Genomic DNA, 21,461 nt, shown 5'->3' with positions numbered 1-21,461 from the left:
CTCCGCATGACCCGCCCCCTCCGCATGACCCGCCCGACCGCCCCGGCCGGCCCGCGCGGCAGCCGGCTCCGGCCCGTCCCCCGGACCCTGCGCGCCCGCCTGATCGCCGGCCTGCTGGTGCTGCTCGTCGTCACCTGCGCCGCCGTGGGCTTCGCCACCACCGCCGCGCTGCGCCACTTCCTGGTCGACCGCCTCGACCAGCAGCTCGCCGAGGCCGGCGGCCGCTACGCCGCCAGCCTGGAGCACACCGGGCAGGGCGGCGGCCCCGACACCCGGGCGCAGACCCCGGGCACCCTCGGCGTACGGCTGCTCGGCGGGCGGGTCACCGCGGCGGGCGTGGTCGACGGTGATGCCGACGACACGGACGGCCCCGACGACGAGGACGACCGGATCAGCTTCGCCCCCGCCCAGCAGCGGGCGCTCGCCGCCCTGCCGGTCGGCGGCCCGGCCCGCACCCTCGACCTCGGCGAGGCCCAGGGCCACTACCGGGTCCGCGCGGTCGCCGGGCGGGACGGCGACGTGCTGGTCAGCGGCCTGCCGCTGCGTCCGGCCGAGGAGACCGTCCGGCGGCTGGAGGGCCTGGAACTGACGGTCTTCGCGATCGCCGTCGCGGCCGCCGGTACGGCCGGGGCGCTCTGGGTCGGCTGGTCACTGCGCCCGCTGCGGCGGGTGGTGGGCATGGCCGAGCGGGTCAGCGCGATGCCGCTCGCCAGCGGCGAGGTCCTGCTGGCCGAACGCGTGCCGGACGACGACCCGCGCACCGAGGTCGGCCGGGTCGGCGCGGCGCTCAACCGGATGCTCGGCCACGTCGGCGACGCCCTGGCCCGCCGCCACGCCGTGGAGGAACGGCTGCGGGGCTTCGCCGCGGACGCCAGCCACGAGCTGCGCACCCCGGTCGCGACCGTGCGCGGCCACGCCGAACTGGCGCTTCGCCACCCCGGGGAGGTGCCGGCGCCGGTCCGGCACTCGCTGGAGCGGATCGACGCCGAGGCGGTGCGGATGGGGGCGATCGTCGAGGACCTGCTGCTGCTCGCCCGCCTGGACGCCGGCCGTCCACTGGCCGAGGAGGACGTGGATCTGACCCGGATCGCCCTCAACGCCGTGGCCGACGCCCGCGCCGCCGGACCGGACCACCGCTGGCGACTCGCCCTCCCGGAGGATCCGGTCGTGGTCCGCGGCGACGAGCACCGGCTGAGCCAGGCCGCGGCCAACCTGCTGGCCAACGCCCGGACCCACACCCCGCCCGGCACCGGGATCGAGCTGCGGCTGGAACGCGAACGAGTCGGCGGTCAGGTCGAGTTGAGCGTGACGGACGACGGTCCGGGCATCGCACCGGAGCTGCTGGAGCGGGTCTTCGAACGCTTCGTCCGGGGCGACCGCGCCCGCTCGCGGGCCACCGGCTCGACCGGGCTCGGGCTGGCGATCGTCCGGGCTGTGGTCCGGGCGCACGGCGGCACGGTCGACGCGGCCAGCCGGCCGGGCCGTACGGTGTTCACCGTCCGGTTGCCGCAGGGCTCGCCGGAGCGGGAACCGTGACGGCCGTCGTCGCGTACGTCGTCGCGGCCGTCGTCGGGGCAGTCGTCGCGTCCGTCGTTGCAACGGTCGTCACAGCAGCCGTCGCGTCCGTCGTCGCGTCCGCTGCGGCGGCCGTGCCGGTGTCCCTGCCGGCGGTGCCGGTGCCGGTGCGAAAGCGCAGGCGGTAGTCGGTCGGCGTGGTGCCGAGGCGGCGGCGGAAGGCGCGCACCAGGGTGTCGGTGGTGCCGAACCCGCAGGCGGTGGCGATGCGTTCCAGCGTGGCGTCGCCCGACTCCAGCTGGTGGCGGGCGAGTTCGACCCGGGCCGACTCGACGTACGCGCTCGGCGTGGTGCCCAGCTCCGTCTTGAAGATCCGGGTCAACTGCCGTTCGCTGACGTGGGCGTGGGCGGCGAGGTCCGGGACGGTGAGCCGCCCGGACAGGTTGCGCAGGATGTGGTGGCGCAGCTCCTCGATCCTGCGGGTGGTCGAGACCGGCTCCAGCGGGACGCTGAACTGGCTCTGGCCGCTCGGACGCTTGAGGTACATCACCAGCTGGCGGGCGACCCGCAGCGCCAGCTCCTCGCCGAAGTCCTCGGCGACCAGGGCGAGCGAGAGGTCCAGGCAGGCACTGATGCCGGCGCCGGTCCAGACCTCGCCCTCGCGGATGAAGATCGGGTCGGCGTCCACCTCGATCTCCGGGTACTCGTCGGCGAGTTGGTCGGCCGTGGACCAGTGCGTGGTGGCCCGCCGGCCGTTCAGCAGCCCGGCGGCGGCGAGCAGGTGCGCGCCGACGCAGACGCTCGCCACCCGGCGCGAGCGGGCGGCCAGTACCCGGACCCGCTCGACCACCGCCGGGTCGGTGACGGCGCGGACCCGGCTCCGCTCGTCCACCTCGACCGATCCGGGCACCAGTAGGGTGTCGATCCCGCCCTCGGCGGCCCGGTCGAAGGTGAGGTCGGGCAGGATCCGCACGCCCGCGGCGGTGGTGACCGGCGCCATGGTCTCGGCGGCGAGGACGACGCGGTAGCCGGCCGCGTCGCCGGTCTCCCGCCGGAGCAGCGCGAACACCTCCGGCGGGCCGGTCACGTCGAGCAGGTCGACGCCCTCGAACAGGACGATGACGATCAGCCGCCGGACGGCTCCGGGGTCGGCCCCGACCGGAGCGGCTGCCGCGGTGTCGTTCCCGTCACGGGTCTCGGTCTCGGTGTGCACGGCTGTTCTCCTCGATGTCGGAATCTGCATGTTAGATGGCATTGCCGCCATGCGAGGGCCGCCCGTAGCGTTTTCCGGGCAGGGCGCACCACGCGTGACCTGCCGAAACCCGACTCCCTTCCCGACAACGAAAGGCGGCACCGCTGTGCCCACGACCACCCTGCGCGCCCTCAACGGACTCGACGAGAAGCCGGCCTCGCTCGCCGAAGCGACCGTGATCCTGGTCGACTACCAGAACACCTACGTGCGCGGTGTCATGGAACTGGACGGCTGGCAGCAGGCACTCGACGCCGCCGCCGACCTGCTCGCCCGGGCCCGGGCAGCCGGCGCCACCGTCATCCACGTGATCAACGACGGCGGCGAGGGCACCCCGTACGACGTCCGGGCCGAGATCGGGCAGATCCACCCGAGCGTGGCGCCCGTCGAGGGCGAGCGCGTGGTCGTCAAGCAGGTCCCGGACGCCTTCGTCGGCACCGAGCTGGGCGAGCTGGTCGACGCGGCCGGCCACCAGGACGTCGTCGTCGCCGGATTCATGACCCACATGTGCGTCACCTTCACCACGGCCGGTGCCTTCCTGCGCGGCAACCGCCCGACCGTCGTCGCCGCCGCCAGTGCGACCCGGCCGCTGCAGTCGGCGGGCACCGAGCTGACCGCCGCCCAGGTCCACCGCGCTGCGCTGGCGACGATCGGAGACCTGTACGGGGTGGTGGTGGACTCCCCGGCGGACCTGGGCTGACCGACGGGCGGGCCTGAGGGCAGCGGGACAGCCCGCGCCCGCCGGCTGTCCCGTCCGCCGACTCTCCCGCCCGCCGGTCGTTCCGTCCGCCACCGATCCGAGCCTGCCTCGTTGACCAGGCGGAGCAGGGTGTCGGTCGGAGGGCGGGGCGCGGGCATGGCGGAGAGCGCGGCGGTCACGGGCCCGCCCGAGCTGCAGGAGTCGTACCGGGCCTGCGCGGCCGAGGTGGGCCGTGCCCTGCCGGCGATGCGGGCCGCCACCGAGGCGCTGCCGAGCGGGCTGCGGCCGTACGTCGACGCGGTGAACGCCTTCGGCTGCCGCTCCGACCGGATCGCCGACGAGGGCCGACCCGCGGAGCGCGGGCGCCGCTTCACGCGCTGGCGGACCGACACCCTCGCCGAGCTGGCGTCCGGCCGCAGCGCTCATCCGCTGCGCCGGGCGTTCGTCGACACGGTGCGGCGGTGGGAGCTCGACCGGTCGCTGATCGAGGAGTTCCTGGCCGCCATGCAGGCCGACAGCACCTCCCCGCCCGCCATCGAGACCTTCGCGGACCAGCGGCGCCACATCCGGCGCATCGCGGGGACGATGACCGAACTCTGGGCCCCGCTGCTCGGCGCCCGCGGCCCCCGGGCGGCCGCGGCGCTCTCCGCCCTCGGCGAGGCCTGCCAACTGGCGGACCACGTGCAGGACCTGCCCGCCGACCTCGCGCAGGGCCGCTGCCACCTGCCGCGCGCCGACCTGCGGCGCCTCGGGCTGGACCTCACCGATCTCGTGCGCGCCGCGCCGAGCCCGGCCCTGGACGAGCTGACGGAGGCCCAGCGATCGCACTGGCACACCCTCCTGGAGGAGGCCGTCCCCGCCACCTGGCTGGTGGCGGCGGAGTGCCGGCCCTTCCTGCACACGCTGCTCCTGGGCGCCCAACTGCAGTACGACGAACTGACGTTGCTGCGCTCGCGGGTCCTGATCGAAGGCCTGGCGCCGCTGACCACCGACGGCGCCACACCGCACCGCCGCGTCGCCCGCCCACCGGGGCACGACTGCCCTCCGGGGCACGACTGCCCTCCGGAGCGCGACCGCGTCCCCGCCCACGTCGCGGTGATCATGGACGGCAACCGGCGCTGGGCCGAGGCCCGGGGACTGACCGCCCAGCACGGCCACCACGCCGGTCAGCGGGCCGCGCTGCGCCTGGTCAACGCGGCGCTGCGCCTGGGCATCCGGCACCTGAGCATCTACGCGTTCTCGACGGAGAACTGGGGCCGCCCGCCCGAGGAGCTGACCGCGCTGTTCGACTCCCTCGCGGACGGCATCGCCCGGAGCGCGGAGGGGCTGCACGCACTCGGCGTCCGGATCCGCTGGTGCGGCCGGCGCGACCGGATCGACGGGTCGCTCGCCTCCTCGATCGCCCTGGTGGAGCACCTGACCTCGAACAACGGCGCCCTGACCCTGACGGTCTGCGCCGACTACGGCGGCCGGGAGGAACTCGTCACCGCTGCAATGGCGTTGGCCGCGGAGGCAGTCGCCGGGACGATCCGTCCGGAGGCCATCGGCCAGGCCGACCTCACCCGGCACCTGTACGTCCCGGAGCTGCCGGACGTCGACCTGCTGATCCGCACCTCCGGCGAGCAGCGGATCAGCAACTTCCTGCCGTGGCAGCTCGCCTACGCCGAACTGCTCTTCGACCCGACGCCCTGGCCGGACTTCGACCTCGCCCGGCTGCGCGACGCCGTCCGGGCCTACGCCGGCCGCGAACGCCGCTTCGGCGGCGCGCTGCCCGCCCAGGCCCGGACCGGCCGGGCCCTCACGCCCGCGCGGGGGGAGGGGTGTACACCCCCTCGGCCGTGACGTACGCCAGCACCGTGTCCACGGTGACGGAATGCGGGCCGCAGCTCGCGGTCAGCGCGTCCAGCACCTCCTGGGTGGCGCGCAGCGGCACCTCGCTGAGCCGGACCTTCATCGGCTGCCCGGCCGGCACCGGGTCCGCCGTCAACTTCCCCTCCGCCAGGCCGCAGCGGAACGCCGACCGGTGCCCCATGTCCGCGCCGCCGACCTCGCACCGGCCCGAGGCCAGACCGTCCTCGATCGCACCGGCCAGGTTCACCACCCGGAAGGTGCCCTCGGAGGTGCTCAGGGTGACCCCGCCGTCCAACGCGCCCTCGCCGTGTGCCTTCGGCAGGTCCGCCGGGGAGGGGTCGCCCTCGGCCGAGCGCACCGGGAGCCGGACCGCGGTGCCCCGGTCGTTCCGGACCAGCCGCGCCGGAGCGATGGCCTCCACCACGGCCTTGTAGCGGTCGAGTTGGGCCTGCGCCTCCGCTGTCCAGCGCACCTCCACCCAGCCCTCGGTGACCGTGCCCAGCCGTCCGGCCTGCGCTGCCCGTCGGGTCTGCCCGGCCGGGCCGACCCGTGCGCCGCCCTGTGCGCCGACCCGTGCACCCCGCCCGGCGCCGGTGCCACCGTCGTCGGCGCCACGGTCGACGGCGCCGGCCGCCGTGGCCGTGAACTGTCCAAGCAGCGGGGCGGCCAGTGCCGCGCCCAGCACCGTCCGTCGCGTCGTGCTCATCGCCCGTACCCGTCCTTCCCGGGCCGCTCGGCGCGGCCCCGGGAATGATCATCCGTGCACCGACGAGTCCCGGCGTCGGCCCGGCCGCCCAAACCACCCGCCCGGGGGGAGCGGGGAGCGGACCCGGGGCTCCGCCCCCGTACGAGCGCCCCGGGTCCGCGCCCCGCCGGGTGACCGGTCCGTCACCCGGGCAGCCCGGCGGGGAGGGCGGTTCACGAGTCCGATCCTGACCGGGGAAACGGGCGGCGGGCAAACGATTCGGTTCTCGCCGAACGGTCTTGCGGTGGTGCCGGTCCCGGGGCACGATCGCGCTCGTGCTGCGAATCCTCTTCAGTAGGGACGACCTGACCCGGATCCGGGTCGCGGAGCGTCCGGACATGTCGATGGAGCTGTCCCTCAGCGTGCACGCCCTGGTGAGCGGTGTGCGCGACCCACGCTTCCAGAGCTGGCGGGACCACCTGCGGGCCTCCTGGAACCCGCGCACCGCGCTGCTCTTCGACCTCTACACCGCCACGGCGATCCCGGAGTTCCTCGCCGTCCGGCGCGACCCCGGTGCCACCGAGAGCGCCACCGCCCAGGCGCCCGAGGCACCGCTGCGCGAGCACCTGCGTTCGGTGGGCGGGGAACGGCAGTTGAGCGCCTTCGCCCGCGGGGTCGCGGACGGCGACCGCCGGGCCAGGAAGCTGCTCGGCAACGTCACCGCCGACTACCAGACCCTCGCGATCGACCCCTACCGGCGGCAGATCGAGACCATCGTCACCACCGAGCACCGGCGGAGTCGCCGGCTCACCGAGCCGGACCAGGTGCTCGGATCCCTGCACCCGGCGGTGTGCTGGCGCCGCCCGGTGCTCAGCTTCCCGCTGGCCAACCGGTGCCGGCACGACGTACGGCTGGACGGCCGCGGACTGCTGCTCCAGCCCTGCGTGTTCGGCCCGCGCCGCCCCGTCATCGCCCGCTTCGAGGACCCGGAGCAGCAGCCGGTGCTCCTCTACCCGGCCCGGATCGGCGGACCCCTGCGCGCCGAGGCCGGACCGCCCGCCCCCAGCCGCACCCTGACCGCCCTGCTCGGCCAGACCCGGGCCGCCGCCCTGGAGGCCATCGCCACCCACGGGCCTTGCTCCACCAAGGAGTTGGCCGCCCGCCTGGACATCTCCACCGCCTCCGCCAGCGAGCACGCCACCGTCCTCGCCGAGTCCGGCCTCACGGCCAAGGACCGCATCGGCCGCACCGTCACCCACCGGCCCACCCCGCTCGGCGAGGCCCTCCTGGCCGGCCGTATCCCGTCCCCGGTCACGGGGCCCCCGGTCACCGGACCCGAGGCCGCCTGACCCCGCGGTGAACGGGTGCGAACCCGTGCGCCATCATGAGGGCGCGCCGGACGTCCCGCGCTTCCTCCCCGCCCTGCCTCTCGCCGTCCGTCCTGCGCCGCCTCGTCCTGACTCCGCCGCCGGACGGCGGATCGCCGGCCCGGGCACCGTCTCCGCTGCCGAAAGCCCGCACCATGACCGAACTCCTCACCCTCGAAGCCCAGCTGCGTCTGGTCGGCGCCGCCCTCCTCGCCGTCGGCCTGGTCCACGCCGTGCTGCCCCGCGTCATCGGCTGGCCCGCGGACCTGAGCGGCACCACCCTGCTCACCCGTCAGGTCTCCTACGCCCATCTCTTCTTCATCGGCATGGTCTGCGCCCTCCTGGGCCTGCTCCCGCTCTGCCTGGCGCCCGACCTGCTCGCCGGCACCCGCCTCGGCACCGCGCTGCTGGCCGGTCAGACCCTCTTCTGGGGCCTGCGCTGGCTCTTCGAGTTCGCCTTCTTCTCCCCGGCGTTGTGGCGCGGCAACCCCTTCCGCACCATCGCCCACCTCGCCCTCTCCGTCCTCTGGACCTGGGTCACGGCAGTCTTCGCCACCGCCCTCTGGGAGGTGTCCTGAGGGTTCCGGGGGAAGCGACCACGGACGCCCCGGGCGCCGGCGGCCCTCTGGACGCAGCCGGGGGCGGACCGGGAGGATCTCTCCATGACCCGCGACGACGACACCGCCGACACGTCGGCCCCGGACGTGGTGGCCTTCCTCAGGGCGCGCCTGCAGGACGACTGGGACTCTGCCCGCGACGCCATGACGAGCAGCGGACATTGGAGGGCCGAAAGAACGGTCGTCGTCCTGGACACGGGCGCCGAGATCGCGGATGTCTTCCTCGGTCCCGCCGATCACATCGCACGTTTCGACCCGGCGCGTGTCATGGCGGAGGTCGATGCCAAGCGGGCCGTCGTCGATGCCCATGACCGCCCGCCGGGGGACGACAACGCACCGGCGGCCTTCCGCGACGGGCTGCGCACCGCCGTCCTCCTGCTCGCATCCGTGTACGCCGATCACGCGGACTACCGCGAGGAGTGGCGCCCGTGATCGTCGTCGGGCGGTGACGGGACAGCCCTCAGGGCCCGGCGCCCGGTCAGGGGTTGGCCGGGAGGGGCGGGGTGCGGCGGGGTTGGCGCGGGAGGGGGAGGGTGAGGGCCTCCGCGGAGGTGGGCGGGAGGGCGAGGGCGGAGGCGGTCTCGGCGGGGAGGGGGTGGAGGCCGAGGAGGGCGGTGGCGAGGCCGGTGGCGGCGCGGTGCCAGTCGGGGATGCGCTGGAGCATGGCGTGGCCGCTGCCGGTGACGGTGTAGCCGCAGACGCGGGCGCCGGCCGCGCGGCTGCGGGCGGCGAAGGCGCGCGTGTCGGCGGGCAGGGTGACGGTGTCGCGGTCGCCGTGCAGCATCAGCACGTTCCGGCCGGCCAGCTGTTCGCACGGGTCCTCGGCGGGGCACCACGGGGCGAGGGCGACCAGTCCGGTGACGGACGGGTGGCCGCCGGCCTGCAGTGCGGCGCGTCCGCCCATCGAGTGGCCGATCAGGACGGTGGGGACGGGGCCCAGCAGTGCGGACAGTTCGTCGAGCGCGGTGCGCGCGTCCCGGGCGGCGTCGGCGCGTTCGCCGTTCCAGCCGCGGTGCCGGTAGCGGACGGTGGCGACGGCCACGTCGGCGTCCGCCGTGGCCCTGGCCAGCGCGCGCAGGAAGCCGTGCATCCGCAGCAGCGGGAGGTTGATCCGGCCGGGCCGGGCGAGGTTGTGCTCCTCGCCGCCGTGCAGCACCAGGACCGCGGCCCGGGCCCGTTCCGGGCGGATCCGCCAGTGCAGCGCCCGGTGCCCCACCGCGCTGTCCGCCGCCGTACCGCTCACTGCCGCACCGTCCCGTCCGTCCCGCCCCCGTCGCCCGTCCCCCGGACCGCCACTGTACGCGTGCGGACCGCGGGACCCGTCACCCGAGGGGACCGTCCCGGAGACCGGAGGGCTCCGTGCCAGGGGCGCCGGACCGGGCGGGGCCTCAGGCCTCCAGGAGGCCCTGCTCCCGCACCAGCCAGCAGATCGCGGTGAGCCGCAGCACGGCGTAGTCGCAGCCGACCGGCTCCCGCCAGCCGATCTCGCTGAGCGCGTCCAGGAAGCCCAGCGCGTAGTCCGAGAGTTCCGCACGGTCCAGCGGCCGGGGTGCGAGTTCCGACCCCTGCGCGTACAGCAGCTCGCGCAGCATCGAGGCGTGCTGGTCGACCGCCGCGACGAACCCGGGTTCGAAGGCGAACTCGGCCAGCCGCGGCGTGAAGGCCGTCACGATGCCGGGCAGCGGGCAGCCGGCCGGCTCGTCGGGGGAACGCCGGGAGTACTCGTCGGGGGTCGCGAACATCCGTCCACGGTAGGCGAGGCCGGGAGCGGGCGCGGACGGCCGTGACGGTTCCGTGCTGAGACCTTGGCCACCCGTGCGGAGGGCCGGTACGTTCCGTGGTTCGGCCGATTCCCTGCGCTCACGACCGTGTGGTCTGTACCAGAATGGTCCGCATGGATCTTCGTATCTTCACCGAACCCCAGCAGGGCGCGAGCTACGACACCCTCCTGAAGGTGGCCCGCACCGCCGAGGACCTCGGCGCCTTCAGCGCCTTCTTCCGCTCCGACCACTACCTGAAGATGGGCGACGTCGACGGCCTGCCCGGCCCCACCGACGCCTGGATCACCCTGGCCGGCCTCGCCCGCGACACCCGCACCATCCGCCTCGGCACCCTGATGACGGCCGCCACCTTCCGGCTGCCGGGCGTCACCGCGATCCAGGTGGCCCAGGTCGACGCGATGAGCGGCGGCCGGGTCGAGTTCGGCCTCGGCGCCGGCTGGTACGAGGCCGAGCACAGCGCGTACGGCATCCCGTTCCCGAAGGAGAAGTTCGGGCGGCTGGAGGAGCAGCTGGCGATCATCACCGGGCTGTGGAACACCAAGCTCGGCGACACCTTCGACTTCGCCGGCGAGTACTACACGCTGACCGACTCGCCCGCGCTCCCCAAGCCCGCCCAGGACCGGATCCCGGTGCTGGTCGGCGGCCTCGGCCCGAAGCGCACCCCGGCGCTGGCCGCCCGCTTCGCCGACGAGTTCAACCTGCCGTTCGCCTCGGTGGACGACTCCGCCGCCCAGTTCGGCCGGGTCCGCGCGGCCGTCGAGGGCGCCGGGCGCTCGGCCGACGACCTGGTCTACTCCAACGCGCTGGTCGCCTGCGTCGGCCGGGACGACGCCGAGGTGGCCCGCCGCGCCGCCGCCATCGGCCGCGAGGTCGACGAGCTGAAGGCCAACGGCCTGGCCGGCACTCCGGACGAGGTGGTGGAGCGGATCGGCCGGTACGCGGCCGTCGGCAGCGAGCGCGTCTACCTGCAGATCCTCGACCTGGACGACCTCGACCACCTGGAGCTGATCGCCTCCCGGGTCGCCCCGCAGCTCGGCTGACGATCGCGGCCGGCCGGCTCCGGCTGCCCCTCGCGGGAGCAGTCCGGTCCGGCCGGGTGCGGACGGCTCCGGCCGGCGCCCGTCGGTGTCGGAAAGGTCCGGAAACGGGCCCGGTCCTGTCACCGCTCCGGTCGCCGGGCCGGGCCCGGCAAGGGCCGTCCGTACCCGCTCCGACCTCCGCCCTTTACTCGCTCTTGGGAATGCGCCATGCTCCTGAGGAGGGAACGGCGGGGGGAGATCCGGTGAGCGGGACGAGAACGGTGCGGGTGGCGGCACCGGAGCTGCCGCCACCGCGCACCGCCGGGGAACGCGTCGTCCTGCCCCCGTCGCACGACCCGCCCGCCCTGCACGAACTGCGCGGACGCGGTCCGGCCGCCCTGCGCTACCCCGTCGGGGACCTGCTGGTCGTGACTGGCCTGCCCGGCAGCGGCAAGAGCACCCTGATGCGCCGCTGCGTCCGGGCCCCGCTGGTCGACTCCCAGCTGGTCCGCGAGGAGTACGCGGCCCGACTGCCCGGCCGTCTCCCGTATGCCCTCTACCGCCCGCTCGCCCGGCTCGCGCACTACCGCCGGCTGCGCCGCGCCGTCCTGGGCGGCGGGGCGCTCGCGGTGCACGACTGCGGCACGCTGCCCTGGGTGCGGGCCTGGCTCGCCCGCACCGCCGCCCGCCAGGGCCGCCGGGTGCACCTGCTGCTGCTCGACGTCGACCCGACCGAGGCGCTGGACGGGCAGCTGCGCCGCGGGCGCGGTGTCTCGCGCTACGCCTTCGCCCGGCACCGCTCCGGTGTCGAGCGGCTTCGGCGGCGGATCCTCGGGGCCGGCCGGCTGCCGGCCGGGTGTGCGTCGGCCGTGGTACTCGACCGGACCGCCGCGCGCGCCCTGCGGGAGATCGACTTCACGGCGTCGTAGTCTCGGCGAGTCCGCGCCGGGCCTCGCGCCGGTGGGTCCGGCCGGAGCGCGCCCGGGCGCGGCCGAGACCCCGTCGACTCCCCCCGTCAGGAGCGCAGATGCGCCGTACTGTCCGGGTGCGCTCGCGTGCCCCCCGCCTGTTCCCCTGCGCCGCCGCACTGGTCACCGCCGCCGGGCTGAGCCAGTTCGCGGCACCGGCACCGGCACCGGCACCGGCACCGCAGCGCGCGGTTGCCGTCGCCCCGACGACCGCCTGCGACGGCGCCGCCCAGGCGGACGCCGCCCGCGCGGACGCGGGCGACGGCACGCGCGACGGCGTGGGCGACGGGGTGGCCGCGCGGAAGCCGGCGGGCAGCCAGACGGGGAAGGACCCGAACGCCGTCAGCACCGCCCGGGCCCGGGCGATGCAGGCCGACCTCGACGACCGGCTCGCCGCCCTCGGCACCGTCCGCACCCAGATCGGCGCCCCGACCACCGTGCCGGTCTACGTCCACGTGATCCACGCCGGTAACGCCGGGAAGCTGGACGACGGCGCCGTCGCCGCCCAGATCGACCACCTCAACGCCACCTACGGCGGCCAGGGCGCGGGCAACACCCCCACCCCGTTCCACTTCGAGCTGGCCGGCACCGACCGCACCGACAACGCCTCCTGGTACACCGGCATGACGCCCGGTTCGACCGCCGAGCGCGCGATGAAGACGGCCCTGCGCAAGGGCGGCCAGGGCACCCTCAACCTCTACACCGCCCGGCTCGGCCAGTCCCTGCTCGGCTGGTCGACCTTCCCCGACACGTACCGGACGAACCCGACCGACGACGGCGTGGTCGTGCTCGACGCCTCACTGCCCGGCGGCGGCGCCACCCACTACGACGAGGGCAACACCGCCACGCACGAGATCGGCCACTGGCTCGGCCTCCTCCACACCTTCCAGGGCGGCTGCCTGACCCCGGGCGACTACGTGGACGACACCCCGGCCGAGCGCAGCGCCACCTTCGGCTGCCCCGAGGGCCGCGACACCTGCCCCACCGCGGGGCTCGACCCGATCCACAACTACATGGACTACGCCTACGACTCCTGCATGAGCCAGTTCACCCCCGGGCAGGTCCAGCGGATGGCGAACTCATGGGCTGCGTACCGCAGTTGAACCAGCCTAAGCCGTAGCTGCACCGAGCCGCAGCTTGGTGGCCGCCGGCACAGGATTCGAATGCGCCACGCCGCTGTCGGTGTGGCGCATATCGGCCGTATGTCCGATTTGATCTATGTTCGTACGGTCGGGACCGGTCAGGAGCAACCGAAGGAGCAAGGCCATGCGTGCCATTCCCCGGATCGTCGTCGGCGTCGACGGGTCGCCCGCCTCGGAGCAGGCGCTGCAGTGGGCGGTCGACTACGCCGAGGCCGTCGGCGGGACGATCGACGCGATCGCGGCCTGGGAGTACCCCGCCTTCTACGGCTGGGCCGGGCAGGGCGTGCCGAACCTCGATGTCGTCAACCCCGAGGAACTCGCCGGCAAGACCCTCTCCGAGACCGTCACCAGGGTCGTCGGCACCGCCCCGGCCGTGCAGATCAGCGAGCGCGTGATGCCCGGCAACGCCGCCCGGGCCCTGCTGGAAGCCGCCGCGGGCGCGGCGCTGCTCGTCGTCGGCAGCCGCGGCCTCGGCGGGTTCTCCGGCGTGCTGCTCGGCTCGGTCAGCCGCCATCTCACCGAGCACGCGCCGTGCCCGGTCGTCGTCGTCCGCGAGCGGCACGCCGCATCGGAGTAGTGCGACGGGGGACGGCGACCCACCGGGCCGCCGCGCGGACCAGAATGGAGGCATGCCAGAAGGTGACTCCGTCTACCGCGAGGCGGCCCGGCTCCGCGAGGCCCTCGCCGGACAACTGCTGACCAGCGCCGACCTGCGGGTGCCCGCCCACGCCACCGCCGACCTCGCCGGCCGCCGGGTGCTGGAGGTCGCCCCGCGCGGCAAGCACCTGCTCACCCGCCTCGAAGGCGGCCTGACCCTGCACACCCACCTGCGGATGGAGGGCCGCTGGGAGGTCTACCGCCCCGGCGAACAGTGGAGCGGTGGCCCCGACTGGCAGATCCGCGCCGTCCTCGGCACCGAACGGGGCACCGCCGTCGGCTACCGGCTGCCCGTCGTCGAGCTGCTGCGCACCACCGACGAACGGCGGATCGTCGGCCACCTCGGCCCGGACCTGCTCGGCCCCGACTGGGACCCGGTCGAGGCCGTCCGCCGGCTCCTCGCCCGCCCGAGCCGCCCGGTCATCGAGGCCCTGCTCGACCAGCGCAACCTGGCCGGGATCGGCAACGTCTACGCCAACGAGCTGTGCTTCGTGGCCGGCGTGACGCCGTGGACCGAGGTCGGCGAACTCCCGCACCCCGACCGGCTGGTGGAGCGCGCCCGGCAGATGCTGGAGGCCAACAAGCTGCGCCCCGGCCACATCACCACCGGCGACACCAGGCCCGGCTACCAGCACTGGGTCTACGGCCGGGCCGGACGGCCCTGCCCGCGCTGCGTCACCCCCGTGGTGAGCGGGCGTCAGGGCGCGCCCCCGCGGGACCGGGCGGTGTACTGGTGCCCGTACTGCCAGCGCGGCCCCGCCCCGGTCGGCGCCCGGTCCGGCCGGGGAAGGGCGCCGGGGCGCTGAGCCCCGGCCCGCAGTCCCGCCGGCCCGCAGTCCCGCCGGCCCGCGTCCCGCCCCCGCGGCCGGCTCAGGACTGCTCGACCAGGGCGGGGTGGCGGGGGTCGTCCATCCGGACGGTGATGTCGGCGAGCTCGGTGGGCGCGGTCTCGGCGTCGTAGCGGGCGAAGGCGGGGAGGGTCCACCGGCGGTCGTCGGGCGTGCGGCGGGCCAGGGCGGCCGGGGTGAGGGCGAGGTGGACGGTCAGGTCCAGCGGCAGCCAGCGGCCGAGGAGGAGCTGACCGTCCAGCACCAGCACGCCCCCGGGCGGGAGCAGGGTGTACGGGGCGCGGGTGGAGCGGTCGGTGACGGGATCGCGCAGCGAGGGCAGGATGCGCCCGCTGCCGCCGGGCTCCAACGGGTCGAGGACTTCGCGCAGCAGGGCGCCGTCGTCCAGCCAGAGGTCGTGGAAGGCGTCCGCGTCCTGGTGGCCGTACTCCAGCCGGATCGAGGCCGGGCGCAGGAAGTCCGCCGCCGACACCCGCAGCGTGGGGCGGCCGCGCAGCCGCAGCGGCTCCACCAGGGCGTCGGCGAGCGCCTCGGGGCGGGCGGCCGCGGCACCGTCGACGGCCACCCGCAGCCGGCGCCCGTCGGCGTCGGGCAGGGCGGTGATGCGGTCGGCGAGCAGCTCGGCCAGGTTGTCGGGGGAGATCGGGCGTACCTGCATCGGGCCATCCTGCCGTCTCGTGGGGCCGTTCAGGCGAGCGGGAGGGCGTGCAGGACGTCGTCGTGGCCCGCGTAGAGGCGGTTGCCGTCGGCGGCGACCGTCCAGGCGTCCTTGCCCGGGCCGGAGTCGCGGAAGGTCCACCTCAGCTCGCCGGTCGCGGTGTTGATCGCGCTGACCCCGCCGACCGAGGTGCCCGGGACGAACAGCGTGCCGCCGACGACCAGCGGACGGCTGCGGCGGTCCAGCAGGAACGGCAGCGGGCAGGTCCAGAGCACTTCACCGGTGGTCGCGTCGTGGCCGGTGACGGTGCCGTGGTCGCGTGCGACGTACACCCGGGGGCCGTCCGGGACGGGCGGCAGCACCCGCCAGGAATCGCCCCGTCCGGGGGAGTAGGTCCAGCCCGGGGCGCCGGTGGGGTGCAGCATGCGCACGCCGCCGTTGCCGTCCGGGACGTAGACGTCCTGCGAGCCGGTGGCGCACCAGCGCAGGTCCTCGTCGCCGGGGGCGGTCCACAGCTCGCGGCCGGTGGCGGCGTCCCGGGCCACCAGCTCGGCGCGGCCGCCGACGAAGCGGACGCAGGCCAGCAGCAGGCTGCCGATGCCGGTGGCGGGGGTGACCGGCTGCTCCTCGGACGCGGTGGGGACGGACCACAGGACGGAGCGGTCGGTGACCCGCAGCGCGAAGAGGCGGTTGTCCGGCGCGGTGCCGTCGGGCCGGGGGCGGCCCCAGGAACAGCCGTAGACGATGCCGCGGTCGTAGCCGGTGAGCCGGACCTGACCCTGCAGGTCGTCGGGCAGCGGCAGGCTCCAGTCGCCGGCCGGGTCGGTGAAGTGGCGGGCCTCCAGGTGGCCCCGGTACGTGGTGGTGAAGAGGTGGTCGGGCCCGAACACGACCTTGCCGAGCATGTCGAGGTCGCTGGGCCAGTCCCGGGTCTGCGGCGGGTCGAGGACCAGCAGCCGGGCGGCGGTGCCCCGGGCGGGGTCGAGGACCTGCAGGCCCTTCCGGGAGAGGTAGACCGGACGGTTCGGCGGGTCGGTGAGCCGCTCCGGGGTCATCGCGTCGGCGCCGCGGTACGTCCAGGCGGGAGTCGGCCCGGAGACGGCGGTGGGCGGCCCGGTCGGCACCGGCACGGGGAGCGCACCGTCGGCACCCGAACGGCCGAACGCCCAAACGGCCCCGCCGGCCGCGAGCACCCCGGCACCGATCAGCAGCCGGCGCCGGCTCGGCCGAGACCCGTCCCGGCCCCCGCCGATCACGTCTTCGGACGCCTCGCCGTCGCCGCGCTCCTCCCCGTCCCACTGCCACGATGCCCCGCGCTCGGAGGCCCCTTCGGACGACGGCGACTGCATAACGCTCTCGCTTCCCCACCCGGCGGTCCTGCGCCGCCACCCGCCCGGAGGATATCGAACAGCCCCCGAACGATCCGAGACCCGTGAGGCCCCGATCCGGCTGCGGCACGCCGTGCCCGCCCGCCCGGCGGCCCGGGGGAGGTGCGCCGTGACGGCCGGGACGATCGCACCCGACCTCTTCCCCGGGCCGACCCTGACCCGGGGAGGGCGTCAGTGCTGCTCCGGGGGGTGGTCCGCGAGGTCGGCGAGGACGTCGGCGTGGCAGGGGAGGGGTGCGCACCAGCAGGCGAGGCGGTGGCCGCGCAGGGGCGGGACGAGGGCGAGGAGGTCGGGGCGGGCGAGCAGGTAGTCGCGGTACTTGACGACCATCTCCTCGCGGGTGAGGTCCGGGCCCGGGTGGTACGGGCAGTGCAGCGGGGACTCGGCGAGGTGCCAGCCGCCGCGGTGCGCGGCGCGGCCGACGTAGACGACGTCCCGGTAGTCGGGGTCGTCGCGGTGGCCCTTGAGGTTGACCACGGTGGTGCGGCTCGTGCGGGGCATGTCGTCCATGCTGCTGCAAGCGGGGTGGCCGGGCAGCTCGGGCCCGGGGCGGCCCCGCCTTGACACGGTTCCGGGCCCGGCGTAGCAAAAGAGCATGCACCATCCGCACGCGACCGGTGGGGCCCCTGGGGCGCGCCCGGGGTCGGACCGGCCGCGGGAGCCCGGGGCCGACGCGGAGGCGCGCCGGGGCGGCCCGCGTGCCGGGCCCCGGGAGGGCCGGCCGGCCGAGTACCGGCGGGACGAGCTGATCGCGCACGCCGTGCGCCGGGTGCTCCGCTCCACCGGGGCGTACGGCGCGATGGTGCACCTGCGGTCACGGGACCGCAGGTCGCTGGTGCTGCGGACGGTCGCCGGGGTGCCGCTGTCGGTGATGAGCCCGTTCCGGCGGGTCGCGGCGGCCGGGCCGCTGCCGGTCGCGGTCTGCTTCCGGACGGGGCACGCGATCGTGCTCTCCGACGGCGAGGACACCATGCGGCGCTTCCCGCAGCTCGCGGTCGGCCTGCCGTACGACTTCGCGTCCGCCTGCGTGGCGGTGGAGCACGACCGCGAGCGGTTCGGGGTGCTGAGCGTGCTGTGGCCCGCCTCGGACGACGGGGTGCCGGAGTCGTCGGGCCCGCAGCTCGCTGCCGCCGCGGCCGAACTGGGCGACGGGCTGGCCGAGTTGGAGGAGGCCGGGCAGTCGGTGGAGCCGGGCGGGGAGACGGCGGTGGTCGAGCTGCCGTCGCCGTCGCTGCCGACCACCCGGGTCGGGCTGTTCGACTGGAACGTGGCCACCGGGGCGCTCTCCGCCGACGAGCACTTCCGCGAGATCTTCGGCTTCGGGCCGGGCGAGTTCGACGGCACCGTGACCGCCCTGAACCGCCGCATCGCCCCCGGCGACCTGCCGGAGTTCCGGGCCGCCGCCCGCACCGCGCTGAAGCAGGGCGAGGTGCTGTCCGCCCGGGTCCGGGTGCTCGGGCCGGACGGCCTGCCGTACCCCGTGGAGCTGTGGGCCCGGGTGCCCGCGGCGATCTCCGACGGGCGGACCCACCTGGTGGGCGCGGTGCTCGACGTCAGCGGCCTGACCGCCGCCGCGGCCGCCGTCGAGCGGCTGCGCGAGGGCGTCTTCTCGCTCGACCTGGACGGCCGGATCAGCTACGCCAACCACGCCACCGAACCGCTGCTGCGGGCCCGCCGTGAGGACCTGGTCGGCCGGCACCCCTGGGACGCGCTGCCCTGGCTCGCCGACCCCTTCTACGAGAACCGCTACCGCGCCGCCCTGCTCTCCCAGCGCCCCACCGCCTTCCTGGCCGCCCGCCCGCCGGACGGCTGGCTCGCCTTCTCGCTCTACCCCGACGCGCACGGCGTCACCGGCCGGGTGGTCGCCGCCGAGCCCCCGCCGGGCGCCGCCGAACCGCCGGCCACGCCGCCGCCCGTCACCCGCACCGGTGTCGGCGGCACCCACCACCTGCTCCAGCTGGCCAGCGCGCTCACCGAGGCGGTCACCGTGCGCGACGTGTGCCGGGCGGTGGCCGAGGAGATCCTGCCGGCCTTCGGCGGCCAGGAGCTCGCCATCTACACGGTGCGCGACCAGCGGCTGCAGCTCGTCTCGCAGACCGGCTACCCGGACGGCTTCCTGGACGGCTTCGAGGGCACCCCGACCGACGCCCGCGTCCCCGGTGCGGAGGCGCTCAGCACCGGCACCCCGATCTTCTTCGAGTCGGTGCGCGAACTCGCCACCGCCTACCCCGGCCTCGCCCTCGACGAGATGGGCGCCTGGGCCTTCCTGCCGCTGATCGCCTCCGGCCGCCCGGTCGGCAGCTGCATCCTCGGCTTCGACCACCCCCGCCCGTTCACCGTCGAGGAGCGCGGCCTGCTCACCGCGCTCGGCGGCTTCATCGCCCAGGCGCTGGAGCGCGCCCGGCTGTACGACGCGGAGTTCACGGTGGCCCGCGGCCTGCAGCAGGCACTGCTGCCGCACCGGCTGCCCGAGGTGCCCGGCATCCGGATCACCGCCCGCTACCTGCCCGGCACCCAGGGGATGGAGATCGGCGGCGACTGGTACGACGCGATCGTGACCGACGGGGACGTCACCCTGGTGATCGGCGACGTCGAGGGCCACAGCGTCGGCGCCGCCGCCACGATGGGCCAGCTGCGCAGCGCCGTCCGCGCCTTCGCGACCGGCGGCGACCCGCCCGACCAGGTGCTCGCCCACACCAACCGGCTGCTGCTCGACCTCGACCCCGGACTGCTCGCCAGCTGCTGCCTGGTCCGGCTCACCCCGGCCGACGGCACCGCCCGGATCGCCCGGGCCGGCCACATGCCGCCGGTGCTGCGGCACCCGGACGGGCGGGCCGAGGCGCTGTACATGGCGGGCGGGCCGCTGCTGGGGGTGGACGAAGGGGCCGAGTACCCCGTCGGCGAGCTGCGGCTGCGCCCGGGCGCGGTGCTCGCCCTGTACACGGACGGGCTGGTGGAGGACCCGGCGGTGGCGATCGACCAGGGCGTGGACCGGCTCCGGGCCGCGCTGGCCCGCGGCCCGGAGGGGGAGGGGCTGGAGGAGGCGGCCGAGCGGCTGCTGGAGGAGGTCGGCTCGACCCGACGGGTGGACGACGTGGCGCTGTTGCTGACGGCCTTCGGCTGAGCCACCGCGTCGTTGCGGTCGCTGTTGCCGGTGGTTGCCGACGTCGTTGTTGCGGTCGCTGTTGCCGACGTCGTCGGCCTCAGACTTTCGTCGGTGCCGGTGGCGACGAAGGAGGACGGCGGGCGTCCCGACCGGCCGGTTAGCCTCGACGGGTGAATGCGATCGCACGGGCCTGGAAGAAGGCGGTACGGACGGCACTGCCGGGGCCCTGGCGGCCCCGGCGGGTGGTGGGGCAGGCCCTGCTCGCCCTGCTGATGGGCGGTCTGGCCGCGCTGCTGGAGGCCGCCACCGGCACCGGCCTGGCGGTGCCCTTCGGCCTGGGCGTCGCGGTGCTGTGGGTGCTGCGGCGCGGGCTGCCGACCACCGTGCTGCTGGCCGCCTCGGCCGCCGCCGGGTGGTCGGCCGGGCCGGCGCTGCTGCTGGTCTGCGCGGGTTGGGCGGCCGGGGCGAGGATCCAGCGGGTCTGGTCGCTGGTCACCGCCTTCGTCGCGGGCTGGGCGCTGTTCACCGTGACCGGCGTGCTGACGGACGCCTCCACGGCCTCGCCCAAGCTGGTCCTCGGGCTGTCGCTGGGCGGCTACCTGGTGCTCGCCGTGCTGCCCGCGCTCTACGGTCGCTACCGCGCGCAGCGGCGCGCGCTGCTGGACGCGCTGCGCGAGCGCAACGACCAGCTGGTGCGCGAGCGGGCCATGCTGGTGCACCAGGCGCGGCTGCGCGAGCGGCACCGGATCGCCCAGGACATGCACGACAGCCTGGGCCACCAGCTGGCGCTGATATCGGTGCACTCGGGTGCGCTGGAAGTGGACCGCGCCCTCACCGACCGGCAGCGGGAGGCCGTCGGCGTGCTGCGGCAGGCGGCGGTGGCGGCGATGCGCGAGCTGCGCGAGGTGGTCGGCGTGCTGCACGACGAGTCGACGGCGGCGCCGCCCCCGGTGGGGACGGCGGCCGCGGCCGCCGCCCGGGGCGGGGTGGACGGCATCGACGGGCTGCTGGAGTCCTCCCGGGCGGCCGGGGCGGAGGTGTCGCTCATCCGGGAGGGCGAGCGGCGCCCGCTGCCGGCCGCGGTCGACCACGCGGCGTACCGGATCGTGCAGGAGGCGCTCACCAACGCGCACAAGCACGCCCCCGGCGCGCCGATCGGCGTCGCGCTCCGGTACGAGCCGGACGCCCTGGTGGTGGAGGTGACCAACACGCGCGCGCCGGAGCTGGTGGGCGTGCGCGCCGGAGCGGGCCAGGCCGTGAGCGGCGGCCAGGGCCTGACCGGCCTGCGGGAGCGCGCCCGGTTGGTCGGCGGCATGGTGCACGCCGGGCCGACGCCCGAGCAGGGCTTCCGGCTGGCCGCCGTGCTGCCGTACGAGGGGGCGGAGGGCGGCCAGGAGGGCGCCGCCGCCGATGCCGGCGCGGACGACTGGATGTTCGAGGGCCTGCCGTCGGCCGACGAGGTGGCCGGCAAGCGGCGGAGCCCGGCGATGGGCTGCGCGGTCGGCGTGGCGGCGGTCGGGCTGGTCCTGCTGGGCCTGGTGGTCTGGGGCATCGTGGCCCTGATCGACGGCAACCACGACGCGACGGTCCGCCGGCCGGTGTACGACCGGATCGAGGTCGGCACGGCCGAGGCCGCGGTGCTGCACGAGCTGCCGTCCGGCAACGGCTTCTTCACCGACGACTACCGGAAGAGCGGTCCGACCCCGCCGGAGGGCGCGCAGTGCCGGTGGTTCCTGCTGGCCGGCTCGGCCGGCGAGGCCTGGGACGAGGATCACGTGGCGCGGTTCTGCTTCAAGGACGGCGTGCTGGTGGACAAGCAGGACTACGTCGCCAAGAGCTGATCGCGCGGGCCGGACCGACCCCTCCCGAGGGGTGGTCCGGGCCGGTCGGCGGAGATGTGAGGATGGTGC

Annotated in this window: 19 protein-coding genes and 1 pseudogene; 13 read left to right on the top strand and 7 right to left on the bottom strand. The window is 75.7% G+C overall.

Translation table 11 applies throughout. From position 1 onward, the window contains the following. Positions 1-6: 6 nt before the first annotated feature. The gene (locus ABT048_RS11165) at positions 7-1,536 is read left to right on the top strand and encodes a sensor histidine kinase (protein WP_502893996.1); all 1,530 of its coding nucleotides are present in this window, start codon (positions 7-9) and stop codon (positions 1,534-1,536) included. A 142-nt stretch (positions 1,537-1,678) separates the two neighbouring features. On the opposite strand, the pseudogene ABT048_RS11160 reads toward ABT048_RS11165, so the two are convergent. Continuing rightward, positions 1,679-2,644 (bottom strand): annotated as a pseudogene (locus ABT048_RS11160) (GlxA family transcriptional regulator); the annotation flags it as partial. A gap of 229 nt (positions 2,645-2,873) precedes the next feature. Between ABT048_RS11160 and ABT048_RS11155 the strand changes: the two are divergent. Together ABT048_RS11155 and uppS are read left to right on the top strand one after the other, a co-directional pair. Next, positions 2,874-3,464: an isochorismatase family protein gene (locus ABT048_RS11155; RefSeq protein WP_350521066.1), complete on the top strand. Its 591-nt coding sequence runs from the start codon at positions 2,874-2,876 to the stop codon at positions 3,462-3,464. Between the two features lie 156 nt (positions 3,465-3,620). Beyond that, positions 3,621-5,306, top strand: a complete 1,686-nt coding sequence (gene uppS, locus ABT048_RS11150; protein ID WP_350521065.1) for a polyprenyl diphosphate synthase — start codon at positions 3,621-3,623, stop codon at positions 5,304-5,306. On the opposite strand, the gene ABT048_RS11145 is transcribed toward uppS, so the two are convergent. Continuing rightward, the gene (locus tag ABT048_RS11145) at positions 5,263-6,021 is read right to left on the bottom strand and encodes a hypothetical protein (RefSeq protein WP_350521064.1); all 759 of its coding nucleotides are present in this window, start codon (positions 6,019-6,021) and stop codon (positions 5,263-5,265) included. The genes uppS and ABT048_RS11145 overlap by 44 nt on opposite strands. Positions 6,022-6,335: 314 nt before the next feature. Between ABT048_RS11145 and ABT048_RS11140 the strand changes: the two genes are divergently transcribed. The 3 genes from ABT048_RS11140 (at position 6,336) to ABT048_RS11130 (ending at position 8,416) form a co-directional block, all read left to right on the top strand. After that, complete coding sequence (locus tag ABT048_RS11140) at positions 6,336-7,349, top strand: ArsR/SmtB family transcription factor (RefSeq protein ID WP_350521063.1); 1,014 nt, start codon at positions 6,336-6,338, stop codon at positions 7,347-7,349. A gap of 173 nt (positions 7,350-7,522) precedes the next feature. Further along, on the top strand, positions 7,523-7,945 hold the full coding sequence (locus tag ABT048_RS11135; RefSeq protein ID WP_350521062.1) for a hypothetical protein: 423 nt from the start codon (positions 7,523-7,525) through the stop codon (positions 7,943-7,945). Positions 7,946-8,029: 84 nt separating this feature from the next. Continuing rightward, positions 8,030-8,416 carry a DUF6221 family protein gene (locus ABT048_RS11130; RefSeq protein WP_350521061.1) on the top strand — a complete coding sequence of 129 codons (387 nt, stop codon included), beginning with the start codon at positions 8,030-8,032 and terminating at the stop codon, positions 8,414-8,416. A gap of 46 nt (positions 8,417-8,462) precedes the next feature. Here the strand turns inward: ABT048_RS11130 and ABT048_RS11125 are convergent, their stop codons facing one another. Both ABT048_RS11125 and ABT048_RS11120 read right to left on the bottom strand, forming a co-directional pair. Then, positions 8,463-9,227 carry an alpha/beta fold hydrolase gene (locus ABT048_RS11125; protein WP_350521060.1) on the bottom strand — a complete coding sequence of 255 codons (765 nt, stop codon included), beginning with the start codon at positions 9,225-9,227 and terminating at the stop codon, positions 8,463-8,465. Between the two features lie 145 nt (positions 9,228-9,372). Beyond that, positions 9,373-9,726 (bottom strand): DUF6401 family natural product biosynthesis protein, encoded by a 354-nt coding sequence (locus tag ABT048_RS11120; RefSeq protein WP_350521059.1) that lies wholly within the window; start codon positions 9,724-9,726, stop codon positions 9,373-9,375. A 152-nt stretch (positions 9,727-9,878) separates the two neighbouring features. Between ABT048_RS11120 and ABT048_RS11115 the strand changes: the two genes are divergently transcribed. From ABT048_RS11115 to ABT048_RS11095, 5 genes are all read left to right on the top strand, one after another. Beyond that, the gene (locus ABT048_RS11115) at positions 9,879-10,805 is read left to right on the top strand and encodes an LLM class F420-dependent oxidoreductase (RefSeq protein WP_350521058.1); all 927 of its coding nucleotides are present in this window, start codon (positions 9,879-9,881) and stop codon (positions 10,803-10,805) included. Between the two features lie 200 nt (positions 10,806-11,005). Beyond that, a complete protein-coding gene (locus ABT048_RS11110) occupies positions 11,006-11,713 on the top strand; it encodes an AAA family ATPase (RefSeq protein ID WP_402803038.1) in 708 nt (235 codons plus the stop codon). Between the two features lie 98 nt (positions 11,714-11,811). Beyond that, positions 11,812-12,855 carry a zinc metalloprotease gene (locus ABT048_RS11105; protein WP_350521057.1) on the top strand — a complete coding sequence of 348 codons (1,044 nt, stop codon included), beginning with the start codon at positions 11,812-11,814 and terminating at the stop codon, positions 12,853-12,855. Between the two features lie 163 nt (positions 12,856-13,018). Next, positions 13,019-13,471: a universal stress protein gene (locus ABT048_RS11100; protein ID WP_350521056.1), complete on the top strand. Its 453-nt coding sequence runs from the start codon at positions 13,019-13,021 to the stop codon at positions 13,469-13,471. 52 nt (positions 13,472-13,523) lie between these two features. Continuing rightward, entirely contained in the window at positions 13,524-14,357 is an 834-nt protein-coding gene (locus ABT048_RS11095; protein WP_350521055.1) for a DNA-formamidopyrimidine glycosylase family protein, read from the top strand. A gap of 64 nt (positions 14,358-14,421) precedes the next feature. Here the strand turns inward: ABT048_RS11095 and ABT048_RS11090 are convergent, their stop codons facing one another. The 3 genes from ABT048_RS11090 to ABT048_RS11080 all read right to left on the bottom strand — a co-directional run bounded on the left by ABT048_RS11090 (position 14,422) and on the right by ABT048_RS11080 (position 16,946). Beyond that, positions 14,422-15,057, bottom strand: coding sequence for a nucleoside/nucleotide kinase family protein (locus ABT048_RS11090; RefSeq protein WP_350521054.1), 636 nt, complete (start codon positions 15,055-15,057; stop codon positions 14,422-14,424). 29 nt (positions 15,058-15,086) lie between these two features. Further along, the gene (locus ABT048_RS11085) at positions 15,087-16,187 is read right to left on the bottom strand and encodes an outer membrane protein assembly factor BamB family protein (protein WP_350521053.1); all 1,101 of its coding nucleotides are present in this window, start codon (positions 16,185-16,187) and stop codon (positions 15,087-15,089) included. 429 nt (positions 16,188-16,616) lie between these two features. Further along, complete coding sequence (locus ABT048_RS11080) at positions 16,617-16,946, bottom strand: DUF4326 domain-containing protein (protein ID WP_350521052.1); 330 nt, start codon at positions 16,944-16,946, stop codon at positions 16,617-16,619. A gap of 94 nt (positions 16,947-17,040) precedes the next feature. On the opposite strand from ABT048_RS11080, the gene ABT048_RS11075 reads away from it, so the two are divergent. Further along, positions 17,041-19,569: a SpoIIE family protein phosphatase gene (locus tag ABT048_RS11075; protein WP_350521051.1), complete on the top strand. Its 2,529-nt coding sequence runs from the start codon at positions 17,041-17,043 to the stop codon at positions 19,567-19,569. A 152-nt stretch (positions 19,570-19,721) separates the two neighbouring features. After that, complete coding sequence (locus ABT048_RS11070; RefSeq protein ID WP_350521050.1) at positions 19,722-21,392, top strand: sensor histidine kinase; 1,671 nt, start codon at positions 19,722-19,724, stop codon at positions 21,390-21,392. Positions 21,393-21,461: the final 69 nt, after the last annotated feature.

This window comes from Kitasatospora sp. NPDC096140 (assembly GCF_040303045.1).
In the GTDB taxonomy this organism is placed as follows: Bacteria; Actinomycetota; Actinomycetes; order Streptomycetales; family Streptomycetaceae; genus Kitasatospora.
This window is presented reverse-complemented; position numbering and strand designations above follow the sequence as displayed.